General features: G+C 39.5%; 9 protein-coding genes. 6 read left to right on the top strand and 3 right to left on the bottom strand.

Annotated elements, in window-relative coordinates; all coding sequences use genetic code 11:
- Positions 1-99: 99 nt before the first annotated feature.
- The 6 genes from ACE1ET_RS06865 to ACE1ET_RS06890 all read left to right on the top strand — a co-directional run bounded on the left by ACE1ET_RS06865 (position 100) and on the right by ACE1ET_RS06890 (position 13,750).
- Positions 100-3,258 carry a SusC/RagA family TonB-linked outer membrane protein gene (locus ACE1ET_RS06865; protein ID WP_375727635.1) on the top strand — a complete coding sequence of 1,053 codons (3,159 nt, stop codon included), beginning with the start codon at positions 100-102 and terminating at the stop codon, positions 3,256-3,258.
- A 36-nt stretch (positions 3,259-3,294) separates the two neighbouring features.
- The gene (locus ACE1ET_RS06870) at positions 3,295-5,058 is read left to right on the top strand and encodes a RagB/SusD family nutrient uptake outer membrane protein (protein WP_375727636.1); all 1,764 of its coding nucleotides are present in this window, start codon (positions 3,295-3,297) and stop codon (positions 5,056-5,058) included.
- Between the two features lie 83 nt (positions 5,059-5,141).
- On the top strand, positions 5,142-8,162 hold the full coding sequence (locus ACE1ET_RS06875; RefSeq protein ID WP_375727637.1) for a SusC/RagA family TonB-linked outer membrane protein: 3,021 nt from the start codon (positions 5,142-5,144) through the stop codon (positions 8,160-8,162).
- Position 8,163: 1 nt separating this feature from the next.
- Positions 8,164-9,921, top strand: a complete 1,758-nt coding sequence (locus ACE1ET_RS06880; RefSeq protein WP_375727638.1) for a RagB/SusD family nutrient uptake outer membrane protein — start codon at positions 8,164-8,166, stop codon at positions 9,919-9,921.
- A gap of 26 nt (positions 9,922-9,947) precedes the next feature.
- Positions 9,948-10,847, top strand: coding sequence for a BT_3987 domain-containing protein (locus ACE1ET_RS06885; protein WP_375727639.1), 900 nt, complete (start codon positions 9,948-9,950; stop codon positions 10,845-10,847).
- A 101-nt stretch (positions 10,848-10,948) separates the two neighbouring features.
- A complete protein-coding gene (locus ACE1ET_RS06890) occupies positions 10,949-13,750 on the top strand; it encodes a DUF5695 domain-containing protein (RefSeq protein ID WP_375727640.1) in 2,802 nt (933 codons plus the stop codon).
- A gap of 305 nt (positions 13,751-14,055) precedes the next feature.
- Here ACE1ET_RS06890 and ACE1ET_RS06895 read toward each other — a convergent pair whose 3' ends face one another.
- The 3 genes from ACE1ET_RS06895 to ACE1ET_RS06905 form a co-directional block, all read right to left on the bottom strand.
- Complete coding sequence (locus tag ACE1ET_RS06895) at positions 14,056-16,611, bottom strand: T9SS type A sorting domain-containing protein (RefSeq protein WP_375727641.1); 2,556 nt, start codon at positions 16,609-16,611, stop codon at positions 14,056-14,058.
- 185 nt (positions 16,612-16,796) lie between these two features.
- Positions 16,797-17,831, bottom strand: a complete 1,035-nt coding sequence (locus ACE1ET_RS06900) for a T9SS type A sorting domain-containing protein (protein ID WP_375727642.1) — start codon at positions 17,829-17,831, stop codon at positions 16,797-16,799.
- 297 nt (positions 17,832-18,128) lie between these two features.
- Positions 18,129-18,890 (bottom strand): T9SS type A sorting domain-containing protein (locus ACE1ET_RS06905; RefSeq protein WP_375727643.1); only part of this gene is annotated, 762 nt, incomplete at its 5' end.

Consider the following 18,890-nt stretch of genomic DNA (forward strand, 5'->3'; position numbering starts at 1 on the left):
TGACATTTACACTAAATAAAGATAAAATCACAACTCAGAATTCATGTAAAACTAATTGAGAACCTTTTGAAAATATTTAACATCTAAAACCCATAATAAATGAAATATAAAATTTTGTGGAAAAGCCGAATCTCATTAATGATGTTAATGCTAATTGTTCTGATACCAGTAAATGCATTCGGACAGGCAAAACAAATTAAGGGAATAGTGTATGATGAAGACGGAAGTACACTCCCCGGAGTTAATGTAACGATAGAGGGTACAAGTAAAGGTGTGATAACAGATATTGAAGGAAACTTTACTATTGAAGCAGAAAAAGGTCAAACTCTTGTTTTTTCTTTCGTCGGCTTTGTAAAGGAAAAAGTTCTGGTCAAAAACCAGACCGAACTTAAAATCATAATGAAGTCTGATATTGAACAAATGGAGGAATTTGTGGTAGTTGGTTACGGTGTTCAGAAAAAGGCATCTGTTGTTGGCGCTATAAATCAGGTTTCAGGTAACAAGTTACAGGAGATGAAAACCGGTGGTAGTATTGAGAATTCCCTTCAGGGAAATTTACCAGGACTGACCGTTATTTCAACCGACCCGACTCCAGGTGAAGAAGCCTCAGGTATTACGATGTTAATCAGGGGAAGTGCGTCACTGAATGCCAATAATCCACTAATTATTGTCGATGGTGTTGAACGTAGTTTTTCTAACCTTGATCCCAACGAAATAGCGTCAGTTTCTATTCTCAAGGATGCATCCGCAACAGCTGTTTACGGAACCAAGGGAGCAAACGGTGTTATTATTGTTACCACTAAAAGAGGTAGTTCCGGTAAGGTCGATCTTGAGTTTTCAAGTGAGGTGACTATGAAAGAAGCCACACGGCTTCCCAAATACCTGAATGCATATGAAACCCTGAAAATGCGAAATGTGGCATACAGAAACGACGATATGTGGTCAATGCTTTACTCGGATGAGGAACTTATGCATTACAGAGATCAGGATATGCCTTATGTCTATTCTGACTTCGACTGGATGGACTTCCTTTTCAAACCGGCATTCGATCATAATTATAACCTTAATGCCAGAGGTGGAAATGATTTTGTTCAGTATTTTGTTTCGGTTGGTTATCTGCATGAAGGTGACATATATACTGTAGGTAATCTTTTTCCGTACCAATATGACAATTACAATGCGCATTATTTTCACGACAGGTATAATTTCAGAAATAACCTGGACTTTAATTTATCTCCTACAACGAAACTTTCGTTGAATTTAGGAGGTAACATTAAAAAGTGGGGGCGTCCGTTTGATGCCTATACACATGAAACATGGTTTGAACCGGTTACACTGGTTCCTTACTACCCTGTTGATGTACTGGATAAATATCCGGATAATGTAAATCCATACGATCAGAACAACATCCGTTTCGCCGTAAATCCTGAAATGGGTAACGTGAGACTAGACTGGATCGGGGGTCGCGGATTTGACCGCTTTAAAAGCAATCAACTGAACCTGGACCTGACATTCCAGCAACAACTTGATTTTATCACTAAAGGACTTTCTTTTAAAGGACTCTATTCTTATAATAATTCTGTCGTTTACCAGGAAAACTTCAGGCCTGGTGGCGAATATTACGGATTCTTCTTTGGATACTATCTCAATCCCGACGATCTGACATGGTCCCGGTACAACTCTGACGGAGGCTTTGATCCGGATACGCCACAACCTAAACTGGAGTCTATGGGAGATGGTTTAAGCAGTGCATTCAGAAGCCATTATTACAGACTCCAGTTTGATTACTCGCGAAGTTTTGGAAATCACAATGTAGGAGCATTGGCACTCTTCAGCCGTAGAAGGGCAATCAGTATGGTAGACTTCCCAGCGTTTGAAGAAGACTGGGTAGGACGTGCCACCTATAATTATAAAAATAAATACTTTATTGAAGGGAATGCCAGTTATACCGGTTCAGAACAGTTCTCTCCTGAGAACAGATTTGGTTTCTTTCCGGCTATGGCAGCTGGCTGGCTTATGTCTGAGGAGAAATTCTTTAAACCCGTTAAACCATACATCAACAATTTAAAATTCCGATATTCATATGGTAAAGTTGGGTACGATTATACAGGAGACAGATGGAGATACCTGACATACTATTCAGAGGGTGGATCATCTCCGGCATTTGGATATCCGTTTACCTATTATCCTGTTATTACAGAAGGCGCAATACCGGTTCCTGATATATCATGGGAAATTGCAATTAAGCAGAACATTGGTGTAGAAATCGGCATTTTACAGAATATGGTTACATTGAATATTGACCTGTTTAACGAACACAGATCAAATATCCTGCAAGGTCGTAATCAGGTACCTTCATGGGTAGGTGTTAGTGACCTGTACGGCAACATTGGAGAAACAAAAGGACATGGTTTTGAAGTTGAACTTGGATTTAATAAAACGTTTGCCAACCGTCTTAATTTGTATGCCACTGCAAACTTAACCGGTAATGAAAGCCGAGTAATTAAATATGATGAACCGGAAACAAAACCGGCAAACATAAGTGTAGAGGGCAAACCGGTAGAAATTGCACAGCGGATGGGATGGTATACTCCGGCTGCCGGTGTTGAGGTAGAAGGTTATTATCAGAATATTGACGAGCTGTTTATTGCCCCGGTAGCAAGTGGTGTTGCTCCTATTGTTGGAGACCACAAATATCTGGACTATAATGGTGACGGGGCAATTGATGCTCAGGATTATGTAGTATCTGCTCACCCTTATGCTCCTATGTTTACCTGGAATGCTAAACTTGGTGCCAATTACAGGGGATGGAATTTTCAAATGGATTTTTATGGCATCTCAGATGTGGATTACCAGATGCGACAAGGTGGTATGTTCTATTTATATCCATTTTCTCAGAATAAAGATAATGCACTTGTTGCTCATGCTGACTACTGGACACCAACAAATACAGATGCTTCTTATCCGGCAGTTCACTCCAGGGTTGAGAATAATCCTAACTACAGGTTCAGTTCATTTTCGAACGTGAATGGAAAATACAGCCGTTTGAAAAATGTAAGGCTTGGTTATACCTTTGATTTGAAAAACTCAAAAATCCTTGGTATTCAAAAACTGGAAATGGCTGTTACCGGTACAAACTTATACACCTGGACAGATTATCCACTTGGTGGAGACCCGGAAGGAGCCAATTCCGGTACAGACTTCGGAGCTTATCCACAGATGAAACGTTACACTTTTGAAATCAGGGCAAACTTCTAACCTTTGGACATCATGAATAAAAATAAAAATTACAATATGAAAAATATAGTTCTGATACTACTGGTTGCCTTTGTACTCCTTCCTGGTTGTACGGAATATCTGGACAGGGCACCTGAATCAACAGGATTACTGGAAGATGATGTGTTTAAATCTTATCTGACCTTCAAGAAATTTGAAGACCAGATGTATAAAGATATGCATGACTATCTTGCCAACTACGATTATTCGTTTATTGGTGCTGTATGTGATGAAGGCTATATGGATTGTGACTGGGAGACCCTTCCCAAGGTGCAGAACGGTGACTGGTTGAGTGGTTACGGATTAGCCCAGGCCTTGCAGTTTACAACCATTTGGAACGGATGGCAAAGCATCCGCATTGCCAATATAGCACTCAACAGGATGGGAGATCTTCAGGATGCTACAGTGGAACAAAAACAACTACTCAAAGGTCAGGCCTATTTTATGAGAGCATGGTATTATTACGAGTTTCTTAAACGACAGGGCGGTATGCCTTACCTTCAAAAAGCTTTATACGGAAGTGATAATTATGCCCTGCCTCGACTAACATACGATGAAACAGCACACATGATCGCAATGGATTGTGATTCTGCAATGGCACTTCTGCCAGCCACCTGGGATGACGCCAACATTGGAAGACCGACCAGAGGAGCAGCCATGGCACTAAAAGCGAGTACCTTTATTTTCAATGCCAGTCCGACAAATAATCCGGATAATACAACATCTAAATGGGAAGAAGCGGCAAAAGCAGCATGGGATTTAATACAGTTTGCAGAATCTACCGGAACATACAAACTGGTTCAGTGTAATTCTACTGATGAAATCACTTATAAGGCAGTACAGAATTTAAATCCGGACGACAGTATTCGTGCCATTGAATTTGTTGGAGGCTATGACAGTATCTTCCATTACACACCCACCAATGATGAAATTATCTGGGAAGACTTTGGTCAGATGCAAAACAGTGATCGGTACTTAACGTTCACGACCCCAAGTCTGGGTGTGATAAGTATCATTCAGGGATACAGCCCATCACAGAATTTAATTGACTTGTACGAAACCAAAAATGGTTTATCCATATCAGACGATACTTCATTCGATGAACAAAATCCGTACGTCAGCAGGGATCCACGCTTTTATCATTCTATTCTTTTTAATCAGGAACGCTGGAGCAGTAAATCCGGTTATTATCTTGAGCTTTTTGAAGGTGGAACTGAACGTCAGTCGTCTAAGAAACATTACAGTAAAACAGGTTATCTGGCCAGAAAATTCTGGGTAAACAACATTGACCAGTTTTCAAATGAGGTGCATCCGATCACACACTGTATATATTTCAGATATGCCGAGGTGCTGATGTGGTATGCCGAAGCAGCCAATGAACTTGGGGGACCAAACTACACACTTCCGGGGGCTAATCTAACAGCTGCACAAGCCGTCAACAAGGTTCGTGCAAGGGTTAAAATGCCTGCGGTAAATGCAATGTATCTTGCAGATAAAAATACATTCCGCGAGCGTATTAAGAACGAAAGAGCCATTGAGTTCTTCCTGGAAGGCAAGCGTTTCTTTGACCTTTCAAGATGGGGAGACGCGTCAAAAATTGAAAACAAAACAGTATATGGAATTGATCTGGTAAAAGATCTTCAGACTGAAACAGGTTACAGGTTTAACAGAAGTTCGGATCCGGTATTCACTTATACGTTTTCCAGCAAACATTACAGATGGCCAATTCCGCTGGGAGATGCCACAATGTTTAAGGAGTTTAAACAAAATCCGGGATGGTAAAGTATCAACTGAGTAAAACAAGTACGTGTATGTATGTAAAATATAATATAAAAGCGTGGTTGAAACAACATAACAACATACTCATGAAAAATAGAAATTTATTACGCATATTTTTGTTAATCTTTCTGGTTTCGTCAATCACACCAGCCTATCTCAATGCCCAGACTAAAAAAGAAGTATTGACTGCCACCGGGATGGTTTTATCAGAAGACTCTGTTCCTATGCAGGGAATAAAAGTGAAGGCTTTTGCAAGCAAAGATGTCACTTTTACGAATCAGGAAGGAAGTTTTAAAATAGATATTGTTGCAGGTACCGATCACCTTGTGGTAGAAAAAGAAGGGTACTATACAAAAGTGATGCCGGTTGCTGATATCGTTATTAAAAATAAATCTGTTGCATTGCCAACTATTGTACTGAAGAAAAAATATATTTTTGATGACACCAAGGAAGTTAGTCTGCCATTTTCTTCGTTAGAGGCTAAAAAAGTTGCAGCCTCATTCCAATCCATATCCGGAGAGGATTTAAAATCTTATCCAACAACTTCATTCCTTGATGCTTTATCCGGATTATTACCGGGAGTATATGTCACAACCAATACTTCGATGCCTGGATTTGAGAGTCAGACCATAACAATAAGGGGGGAGGCTGCCACAATATATATTGATGGTGTTATTCGTGATCCATCAGACCTTTCTCCAGATGAAGTTGAGTCTGTTGAAGTACTCAGAGATCTTTCAGGCCGAGCGATGCTTGGAATATACGGATCAAATCCGGTGATTTGGATTACAACAAAAACGGGGAAAGCATATGAGCGTAAAACAAGTTTTTCTGCCGAATATGGTATGAACATGGCGACTGCCATTCCAGAATACACCAATGCATCTGATTATGCGACTCTGTATAATGAGGCACTTGTAAACGACGGTTATACAGCATATTATGATCAGACAGCCCTTAATGCATATGCAAACGGATCTGATCCTGTTCACTACCCGAATATCGATTATCTTGACCGCTATGTCAGGCCCTCTTCACCATTCCGCAGGGCCAACCTGAATTTTAATGGTGGAACTAAGAGTGTAAATTACTTCTCAATGTTGGATTATTCGGGTTCTCAAGGTCTTGAATCCACCGTAGGTGAAATCTACAAAAGTGACCGGTTTAAGGTTCGGAGTAACGTGAACATTACATTGAATGAATACATAAAGATGAATGTTAATATTTCGGGAATGTACCGGAAAGGAAGAAATCCTTTATCCAACATTTTTAACTTAAATGCTTCAATACCGGCCAATGCACATCCAATCTGGTTCGAAGACAAACTAATTTCCAATGCTGACTATCCGGTTAATATTGAAAATGCCATGGTTCATGGAGGATATAATGAATCAGAGTATATCAGTACACAAAACAATGCAGGCCTTTTCGTTGACCTTTCCGAAGTCACCGAAGGACTGTCTGCTAACCTGAATGTAGCGTTTGATGCCTCGGCCCTTTTAAGTGGTTATGAGTATGAAAGTGAAGCTTTGTACTGGCTTGTTACTGGATCGCAGGGTCAGGACTCGACTGTACTTAATACAGAAAAAACTGTTTCTGATGCACAAGCCACAGGAGACGCATTAATCTCAAGAAAAACAGTATTAAACGGAAAACTGGACTACTCCAGGACATTTGATAAACATAATATCAATGCAGTGCTTGCTTATTACCAGGCTGAATTTGTACGCAACAGTTATGCAGGTTATCAACCAGATAAAATGCAGGATTTTTCACTGCGGTTAGATTACGCTTTTGATGACAGGTATATTGTTCAGCTTGACCAGGTATACTCCGGAAGCATGCGATTACCAAAAGGAGATAAATTCAGTTGGTATCCAACTATAGGGTTAGGTTGGAACATCCACAATGAATCGTTCTTCAAGGCTGATTTTGTGGATTACCTCAAACTTACCGGATCATATGGCATCATCGGTATAAATAGTTTCAGCCTTCCTGGTTACAATTCCTTTTATCTCTATCAGACCTTATGGCAGCAAAGCGGAAGTTGGGTTAGCGGTATTTCCGGAAGCTTCAACACACCCTCAAGTGGCTATGTAATTATGCAGGAAGGAAGCGATGCCTATACATTACCGGAAAGTAATTATATGAATGTTGGTATTCAGTCCACTCTTTTCAATCATAGTTTAGATATTGAATTAAACTATTACAGGAATAAGGTTTCAAACCTGATTTCGCAAAAAAGCAGTTTTACTCCATCCATCGTTGGTGGCGGACAGTTTTTACCGGCTACAAATTACGGTGAAAACCTGTACTATGGTTTTGATGGATTAATTCAGTATACTAAATCCGTTGGTGACTTTAATATAAGTGCCGGAATAAACGCACTTTACAAAAGAGGTCAGTATATTGTGGTGGATGAACCCATCCTGGAGGAAGATTACAGAAAATATGCCGGAAAAGAAATAGATGAATACGTTCTTTATAATTCTGAAGGCCTTTTCCAGTCTGAGGGAGAAATTAATGACCGTACTATTAATCAGAATTTTGGGGCATTAAAACCTGGCGATATCATATATTCTGACTATTCCGGTGACGGCAGTATTGACGAAAAAGATATGTACAGAACCGGTGATCATTCCCCACGCCTGTTCTTCGGAGCAAATCTTTCACTTGCATATAAAGGATTCAGAATTAAAGCTGTAGGACAAGGAGCTGCTGATGGTAAAATATCTGTTTTAAACGATTACTTTACTGCCATTGGAACCAACACGAATTACTCAACAGCACTTTTAAACCGTTGGCCTGTAACTAACGACTTTCCCAGAATGACAACATCGTCCGAAAATAATATTCAGACTTCAACATTTTGGTTAAGAGACGCAACATATTTCAGAATTAAGAATGTGGAGCTCAGTTATACCTTTTCTGATAAAGATGCGCTTGCACTCGGTCTTACAAACCTAAAAGTATTTGTAAGAGGATCCAATATCGCACAGTTCTCATCACTTGATGAATACGGAGTTGACAGGGAAAATACCGGAGCAGGCTATGATGCATATCCGATCTTTAAAACTTTTACCGGTGGTCTCTCATTAAGTTTTTGATATGAGAAATATTAATATGATGACGATTATGAAAGAAAATGTAAACGGAACGAAAGCCAAATACATGCCAAATATAAATAATACAGCGATGAAAAAATTATTATTAGCATTTCTAACACTGGTTGTTTTAGTATCCTGTGAGCAATTGGATCCACGACCGATTCAGGATTTAACCACAGAGGATTTATGGAGTCATGCTACATATGGAGAAGGCATATTAACAACGGCATATATTAATCTGGAAACAAACTATAATATTGGACTTGAATATTATACCGATAATGCGGTCCCTTCACAACCCGGAGCAAACAGATTGGCACTGGGCAACTGGACGGTAGAGAACAACACAATTAGCGGCTGGGATGGGTTTTATGAAAATATTAAATATTTAAACCTGTTTCTGGAGAATGCCAAAGATCTATCTTATTTTGTAAGTGATACAGAAAAAGACTCTCTTTTTAACCATTACCGCTACGGTGAAGCATATTACCTGAGAGCATGGTACCAATGGAGACTACTTCAAAATTATGGTGGTTTTCCCAAGGATGGAAATATGGCACTGGGCTACCCTATTGTTACCAAAGCACTCAACGTTGATGACAATTTGGATCTTCCCCGAAATACATATGAAGAATGTGTTCAACAGATCATTGCGGATTGTGATACTGCATTTAATACAATTCCGCTTGATTATACTGACAGGCGTGATCCTTATATAGGAAGGGCAAACAGAGGACGTGGTTCGGGTCTGGCTGCAAAAACATTAAAAGCACGGGTATATCTATATGCAGCAAGCCCGGCATTTGGCAATTCAAATCCTGAAACCTGGTCCAGAGCTGCTGAAGCTGCAGCAGAGGCAATAGATGCTGCTGGTGGGTTGGCTGATCTCAGTGCTTACGGCAACTTCAATACAGGAACAAATTACGACTATATCTGGAGCTCTTCCACTGCATCAAGAAACGACTGGGAATACATGTACTATCCGCCATCTCTTTACGGACAGGGAGCATGTAATCCGTCCCAAAATCTTGTAGATGCATTTCCTGCCAGTGACGGTTACCCGATTAGTGAAAGCGCCGCATATGATCCTAATGATCCATATAATAACAGAGATTCCCGTCTTGATAAATTTATCTTTTATAATGGTGATGAGTATAAAGCCGGTGCCAATACTTACGTAATCGATACATATGTGGGTGGTGACGATGCTCCCGGCGGTATTAGCTTTCTGGGTACAAGAACAGGATATTATTTAAAGAAATTTCTGAGTGAAAAAGTCTCTTTAAATGTTGGGTCCGTTACCTCAGATTATAAATTTAAAGTTCTTCTGGGAAAAACTGAACTTTATTTAAACTTTGCTGAAGCAGCGAACGAAGCATTCGGCCCTTATGATGACAGATATGGTTTTTCAGCATTCGAGGTCATGGAAAAAATAAGATCCAGAGCATTAGGTTCAATTGATGATACTTACATGAAATCGCAGGCTGATGCTGGTAAAGATGCTTTCAGAGCATTTATACATAACGAAAGAAGAGTAGAGCTTTGCTTTGAAGAACAACGTTTCTGGGACTTAAGAAGGTGGAACGAAGATCTGAATCATTCGGTTAAAGGTGTAAGTATTTCTCAGGAAGGTTCCGGTTTTACATATGAATATACCACGGTAGAAAATCATGAATATAAAGATTATATGCGCTTTGTACCCCTTCCATATGATCAAACCTTAATAATGACAAACCTGAAACAAAATCAGGGTTGGTAATTGATAAAAAATAATACGATATAGTTATGAAGAACAGTTTAATATTACTACTCGCGATAATCCTGATGACAGGATGTTATGACGACTTCAGGGTGGATAATACATTTACAGGTGTGGCATTTTCGAGTGCTGACGGAGGATCAAATGTAGCGGGTGTTTTACACCGTACTGTTGTCAAGGATGAAGGATTGAAGCTGGACATGGGAATTAACCTTACCGGAGTACTGGATAATCAGAAAGAACGCTGGGCTCAGTTCGAAATTGATCCGGCTATTCTCAACGAGGATGCTTTCAGCGGTTTGGGTTATGAACTGATGCCGTCTGATTATTATACCCTCAGTAATACAAACAGGTTTGTCATTCCGGCAGGATCATATTTGGGGAAAGTTACCATAACTCTTGATTCAGCAAAATTTATCTCTGATCCTAAAGCGGTTAATCACATTTATGCTATTCCATTTCGTCTGACAGATACCTCTGAAGACTCCATCAATGCCAATCTTTCAATAAAAGTTCTGGTCATTAAATACATCAATCATTATGAAGGTTATTATGATCAGGAAGGAACCGTAATTAGTTATGATGCCTCAGGCGCAGTTATTGATTCGGTTGACGTAAGTAATGTGATTGCAATGACTACGGTAAGAGAAGATAGCGTGGTTACAGATGGGATGTTAAACTCTACAGGTGCTGCATACCAGATGTTAATCCATGTTAATCCGGACAATTCAGTTCTGACAGAAAATACACCATCATCTGCAAATAATGTCATTACTCAAAATGGTACCTGTTCATTTGATAAAACAAATTCGGTATTTACGTTAAATTATAAAGTTACAACCGGTTCAGGGTCATATAAAATTGCCTCGATGCAATTAACATGGAGGAACAGAATCAGAGACGGAATTAATGAATGGCGAAGATGATGCACTCTGGGTTAGTTATCTAATTATTAATATTTTTCTCATAGAATGAATTAAACCGGGTGTATCCCGGTTTTTTTATTTTTATTTAATACAATAATACCATGAAAATATCAAGAAAATGCCTGGTTACACTTTGTTTGCTTGCAGCTGTTCAATTATTTTCAGCACAGAATATAAAAAAAGCGGCTTTCTCTAACCGTTTTTTTACACTGGAACATGAGAATTATGGTATAAGTTTATTACAAAATACCGGCGACATATATCCAACAAACTATATCAATAATAACGGAATACTGGGCAATATTTATATCCGGTATGTTTATGATAAAAAACCTGATTTTATAGATGCCCTTCATTCCGGTGAGACAAAATTTATTCTGGAAGGGAAGATACTTGAAAAAAGAGAAGTAAAAATAGAACAGAGCAAACCACTGAAATTATCCCAGTCATTTGATTTGAGAAATGATGAACTGGCCTGGTTCATACACCTGAAAAACACAGGTAAAACTTCACTTAGGATAGAAGACCTTGCAATTCCGGTAGATTACAATCTTCCCTATGGTGAAAATCCTTCAGACATCTTTGAAAAATCTGTGATAAAACATTCGTTTATCTCCGGCAACAACTCATATCTGTTTTTCGAACGCCCTACCGGTTTACCCCCATACCTCGTTATGTTACCCTTAAAAGGAACAGCAGCTGAATACTGGGAAGTTGGACCATTGGGTGATAGCAAAAAAAGAACCTACAATATTTACCTCCATTCGTCTTTTACAGGAAACGAGGAGCTGCGGGGTACCTGGCGTCAAAGTCACACATCCCGTTTGTTAGAACCGGATCAGGAGATAAGCTATGGATTTATGTTTAAATGGGCCGGGAGCTATGATGGGATACGCCAAATTCTTGTTGATGAAGATATGATCAATGTTGAGGTGATGCCGGGAATGACGGTTCCTACGGATCTTGATGTTAGGCTGGCTCTTGAGACACATCAGATCGTAAAGAATATTTTGCCCGAATTCGGTGGTGCCATGACAAAAATAGATACGCTGGAACGGAGAAATGACGGCACAACTATATATAACATAAGATTTAACCGTACCGGAGAAAATAAACTGACAGTAAATTATGGGAAGGGATATAAGACCTACCTTGAGTTTTTTGTGACAGAACCTTTAGAAACCCTTTACAAAAAACGTGCTGACTTTATTGTAAATTCACAACAACATAAAGACTCAACGAAGTGGTACGATGGCCTATTTGGAGTTTATGATATGAAAAATGCCGTTCTGCGCGGCCAAGATAATGCGGACTATTTTGATACCAGTCGTTTAAGTTATGTTTTAACCTGTGATGATCCTGGTTTATGTAAAGCACCCTTTCTGGCTTCAAAAAATGTGGTATTTCCTGTTGCTGAAGAAATTAATGCCATCGAATACTATATTGAAAATTTTGTATGGGGTGGCTTACAACGTACAGACAAGGAGTTGCCTTATCCATATGGAGTGTACGGTACGCCTGACTGGAATTATAACCGAAACAAAACTGAAGCAAGGGAAGCAAACACAAAGGACCCTAATCGCTTCAAAATGCATGTGTGGCGTTCTTACGACTATCCGCATATTTTTATGCTTTACTATCACATGTACCAGATAGCTTCGTTATATCCTGAACTGACACATTATCTGGATGCGGATGGGTACCTCGTCAGGGCAAAGGAAACAGCAAAAGCATATTTTACTTATCCATATGAAATCCTGCCCTGGTACGAGACCTATAAATGGGGGTGTTACAATGAACTGCTGATACCAGAACTTATCGATATTCTAACAGCAAAAGGCTACAGCGAAGACGCCACATTTCTACGCAAGGAATGGGAGAAAAAAGTTAAGTATTTTATTTATGATGATCCGTATCCTTTCAGATCAGAATACGCTGTTGACGCCACTGCTTTTGAGTCCAGCTATGCTTTAGCAAAGTATGGTGTATTAAACCAGATGGATCCTGACACAAATCTATGGTATGACAAAAACTTTAAAAAATGGTACTCTCATCCAACCGTTTCAAGGAAGGATGCAGAAGATTTCATGCTTCGACAGCTAAATGCCAATATTGCTCAACGCGGTAATTTAGAACCGGCATATTACTTTCTTGGCAGTGATTACAGGGGCCGAAGCGACAAGTACACCCTAAGCTACATGGCACAAATGGGCGGCTGGGCTATACTGGATTATACCCTTCATTTCGCCCCTTCAGATGATGCCGCTTTTCGTCTCGGCTACCAGTCATATCTTAGTTCATTCGCACTGATGAACACTGGTACTCCGGAATCAAATTATGGTTTCTGGTATCCAGGAAAAGAAAATGATGGGGCCAGTGGCTGGGCCTTTGAGCCGCAGAAATACGCCAATACATGGATAAGAAAACCTCAGGGCAGAGGGCCCTGGTATTATGACGGAGAAATAGATCTGGGGTACTGCGGAGCATTGAGAACTGCGGCAACAATACTAAAAAGTGATTCCGTTTTTGGAGTAGTGGCCTATGGAGGAAATCTGCATGAACACGACAATGTTTATTCTGTAATTCCTGCTGATGGATTGCGTCAAAAATTATACTACAGACTGGATAATATGAATTTTGATATTGTTTTCTCCAGGGATGGCTTTTCGAAAAGCAGTCCAATTAGTGTAACTAAGGACGAGACATTGATAACAATGGTAATTGAAAACAGAACCAATGACGAGCATAATACTACCATAAAATTCAAAGGGTTAAAAGGCATTTACAACGTCACAACCACTAACAACTTCAAGAATGAAATTAATTTTAATAATGATCCTGAACTATTAATCCCATTGCAATCCGATAGTACAGTAGTAACCTTGTTCAGAGTTAAAAAGTAAGCATATCAGAATTTAGCACCTGAATTTTATCATGACTCCATGGGTGGCAAGAATAAAAATTCAAAGGGGAAACAATTTATACAAACAGCAAAGAGGCTGTCCAAAAAGGCAAATAAGAATATAAGGAACTTATAAATTGATAGTGATCCTTCTATTACCCCTCCAAACCTCCCCTAAAGTGGGAGGCTTTAAGTCCCCTTTAGGGGATTTAGGGGTAGTTTTTAAAAAGCTACTAACAATCCGTAAGTAAAACTTATACAGATTTTACTTTTTGGACAGCCTCTTCTTTTTTTCTAATTCAGCTGCTATTGTACTACAAGTTTATGAACTTCAGAGCCTTCACCTGTTTTAACTGACATAAAATAAAATCCTTTGTTAAGCTTTTCAGGACAAGTAAGCGTGGTATTTGCTATTGCGTTTTTCATAGCCACCAACTTACCGTTTACATCAACCAGTTTTATCTCTGCAGGCGATGTCAGATCATTTTCAAAACGTATATTAATTTCCTCTTCCTTTTGAACCGGATTCGGAAAAACAGAAACTTTATTATGAGTACTCACTTTATTAATGTCAATATCTGTAGGAATAGTAATATTGTTCAGTTTTGTATTCCACCTGTACCATCTTACATCCCAGTGTGCTCTTTCTTTTACGCCTTCTCCAAGTCTTAATCGATAGTCGAAATGCGCCTTTCGGGTTTTCTCACCTTCATAAATATAGTCTGTATTGGTTACCACCACAAATACCACATTATTGGCTGGTTTCTTTTCCAGTTTCAGACTGGTTTCACCTCCAAATACAGGTTGACCGTAAACTACAGAACCATCTTCAGCCCTGTAACATAGCTGGCACCCCAAATTTTTGCCTATCGGAATAAAATCTACTTTTACAATATCGCCTTCAGTAATCAGAGGTACAATATTGGCTCCCGACCATCCCGGTGTTGTCCTTTGTTCCGGCACCACCAGCCCTTCACTGTTAATCCATGTTTTTACATAGGGTGTTGCCTTCCACACTTCCGGATTCAGCCAGGAAGGTTGCCATTCAGCTTTTATACTTGATCCGAAATTATTATCGAGCAATTTTCTTGCTGCCGTGGTCCATACACCAAAGTCTACCAGAGCCTGTTTTGCCCTGTATTCCATGATCAAACGTCGCATCTGATGATCTCCGAGAGTATCTGCAATACCATCCAGAACCCTGTTATGACAATATCTCCATATCCATGCAACACTATGATCCCCGAATATCTGACTGAAAAGAACGGGGAATAAATTCCCATATTGATTTCCACCTAACAGATTCCTCCAGGTACAGATCTGCTGCCCGCCATCAAACATATTAACGCCTTCAGCTGAAGGTCCTCCAAAGCTACCATCCTGCAACCAACCGCTGTAACATTCAATAGGCATAAAAGGTGCTATCATGGCCCCTGCATTTAAAAAACCCATGGATGAATAATCGCCTGATTTTCTGGATTCCATTTCCTGCTGCAACCAGGTATTTCCGCCCTCCTGAAACCATGCAGCACTTTTAGCGCCAGGAAGATCAGCAAGCAGGGCATGAATTCCTTCATGGATCATTGCTCCCATCTGACCTTCCCTGTCTCCATAAGGGCATGCAGGATCATATGAATATACCGGATAATACGATGCAAGAACCATTGGCCAACTCTCACCCTGATAGTTCGTCGCTCCTTGCCATCCGCCTAAGGCTGTTGTATCTGCATTATCAGTACATAAACCGGAACCATACAGATAAATACCGCTTCTGTATCCACGCTTAGCTCTTTTATCAGGAGGCCATCCCATCGTATCCCGGAAATAAGCAAAATCCTTATTGAATCTTTCAAGCATTGGAGTTATGGCATTTTCAGTGACCAGGCTACGTGCATTTGGTCCCCAGACAAAAGTCCACCAGCCTGATGACTGTCTGCCAGCTATGTTGTTACAGTCTTCCAGATCCTTTGTTGGCATCTCAAGTGAAGGAAATTCATCCCTGAAATCATAATAGATCGGAGGGTCATAAGCCGGCCATGTATAAGCAGAACCATCGTTAGTCAATGCTACTGTAACATAAACAACTGATTCCGAAATTGAACCACATTCGTTAATATACATAACGGTATAAGTGCCTGACTGGTTGGTTTGCATGTCTTCGATACTCACCTCATTTCCCGTTTCAGAAAAGCCATCAGGACCACTCCAGTAAAATTGCCCGACCGATTGCTCATCAGCACTCAGTACCAGATCGTCTCCAACAATAATATTTGTAAAACCAGATTCACCGACAGATGATCCGTTGACACTGATTGAAACACCAAAGGATGTGGCTTCACAGTCTCCGCCTGTCTGACCAAAAACCTTCCACTCCAGAATTCCGGTTGCTGCAGGACTTTTCATTGTAATCCTTATACGTTGCGTCCAGACTCCTCCAATATATAATTGATTATACATATTTAAAGCTGTCCCGATATTACCGGCTCTGATCCATGAAACACCATTCCAGTATTCAATATAAGCATCATCCGGTTGAGCAATACCAACATCAGCTGTTGGATTGTCGTCCCACCAGTATACAGCCGTGGAAGAAACATTTACCGCATTAGTCCAATCATACTGAACCCAGTTATATATTCCGTAATCGCCCTCTCCGTTCCAATTGCCATAAGCGGTCCCTGTTTTGGTGGAACTGGTAGGCTCTACTCCATCATTTACTGCCCCCAGAGTCTCCCATGGAGAAACATGTGAAGTAGTTATGGCTGCGTCCAGCGCAAGATTTACGGAGTCCTGCTGAGCAAAAACACCGCTGGTTATAAATAAACCGAGAAACAATCCGATAAATGTTTTCCTTTTTCTCATTTTTAATATGTTTAGAACTCTCCCGACATTTAGTATAAACGATACACTAAAAGCCAGCAAAAAGCATTAATTCATTAAATGGATCAAAATAAAACAGGATATATGATGAAAATTTAAGCATACAGGAAGTCGGTATGTTCGCCGACTTCCTGTAACTATTCTTATTGCTGTAATTTAAGCTATTATTATCTGACCACAACTTTCTGAGTGTAACGGTTTCCATTCACGGTTGCATCCATAATGTAAATGCCATTATTCGATACCGGAATTTCAATGCGCTGTGCATCAATTGCTTTAGCGTTGTAAACCATTGCTCCGTCAATACCGTAAAGCTTAACAGAGCTCATGGATTCTCCGGAATTATTTCTTACAATCACCCTGCTGTTTGCACTGTATGAACTTACAGGTGAAGATGCCGAAACTTTCTTGATAGCAGAACTTTCATCATAATCGATCAGTTGAAAATCATCAAATTTAACCGTTGCTGAGTTCGTTGTATATGTTGCAGAATAAAGTCCAACCTGTAAATCTTTACCTTCAACTTCAGGTTTTACCGCAGTATAAATTTCATACCATATTTCACCGTCAGCACTGTAATAACCTATAAATTCATTACCGTATTTCTCTAACTTAATATAAGGATAAGTGGCAACAGAGACCGGGTTACCTGAATCATCGTCTTTGATCCAGTTTTCTTCAGCCATTCCTTCAGCTGGGAAGATATCACGCACACCATAAATTGCACCCCAGTCATAAATATCAAATGCCTGAACCAGGACAAACGTCGTTTCATCCTTAACTTTTGCCATTAAACCCGGCATAAAATATTCTACCAGAGCTTCAAGTCCGTAAGACAAAAAGTCACCACCAACAATCTTAACACTCATTTCAAAATCTGCCCCACCTTTTACCGTTCTGTAAAGAAGAGGCCCATTGTCAGCAACTGTTTGCCATGCTGAACTTGCAGATGTATAGGTTAAGATACCTGCTTCATCATTTGTATTTAACACACTTAATTCAGCAGGGCCTAAACCATTACTTCCAATAACAGTATCATTTAATAAGATCCCCTGCCATATAGAACCATCAAAACCATCAGTCAGATAGTCATGACCAGTACTGAAATCATCCGTATAAACAGTTCCATCCTGAGCAGATACAGTTCCAAAACTTACAAAAGCTAAACATACAATAGCCATTAAAAATGTAAAATTCTTCATAATCATCAATTTTTAATTATACAATATAATCTATTTTACTTATGTTAAAATTGGTGAAATTGAATGATTCTGATCAATATGTATGTTGAAAATAGTAGTATAAATGTGCAATCAGTTGGTTTCAACTAATAGTTCCAACATCTTTTAATGCGCTGTTTTTAAATCATTTGAGTATCATACTGCCATAAAATGGACCATATTATCAGGTTATTATTAAGAATACAATAAACAGAAAGAAGCGATCAGATCTCTGACCGCTTCTCTATGATAATACCGGAATATCCGGGAATCAATGTATTACCTTTTAATAAATTTTACAGATTCCACTGTTGATCCATCACTGAAATGAACGATATAAATACCATTTGTTATACTTTTCATATTTAATCTGACCGTTTCTGAACCAGAAACCTGCTTTGTGATAACCTTGGCACCATTAATATTATAAACTGACAAATAACCGGGTTTAACTGGTTTTGAGAATACAATATTTAATTCATCTCTCACAGGATTTATGATTTGCATCAGAGCCTCATTTGCTTCATCCGCCTGATCCAAACCTGTATCATCACTTATAGTTACTGCTATTTCCAGTATCTCAATCTTTTCATTCGCCATGAAACCGTAGTATACGGTATAAGTGTACGAAAGCATTGAATCCACATTATCAGGATACTGACCTATGGATACGTAGCTCAAATCAGTGCTTTCATAATTCACAAATACCGATGCATTGGCTCCCCAGGCTCCATAATTGGATTCCAAATCATACCAGAATACATTACCTGTAGCAGTTATGTCTGTAATACTTTCATCCGTATCATATGTAACTACGGCTTCTATTTCACTCATGGCAGCGATACCCAGATCAGCCAGTGTTTGGGCCAGATCAAATTCCAATGGATCTGTGGAATAATCGGTCCTCGGAGGAACAGTTATCGCCAATTTCTGGGTATCTACAACTGTCGCCGTAATTTCAGGTGCAGCAACAACAGATATGTTGATAACAATCTTTTCAATTTTTTCATTGGCAAGGAAACCGATCATAGCTTTTGCCGT

Source organism: Quyinboa mangrovi, from assembly GCF_042219825.1.
Taxonomy (GTDB): Bacteria; Bacteroidota; Bacteroidia; order Bacteroidales; family UBA5342; genus JBHJHP01.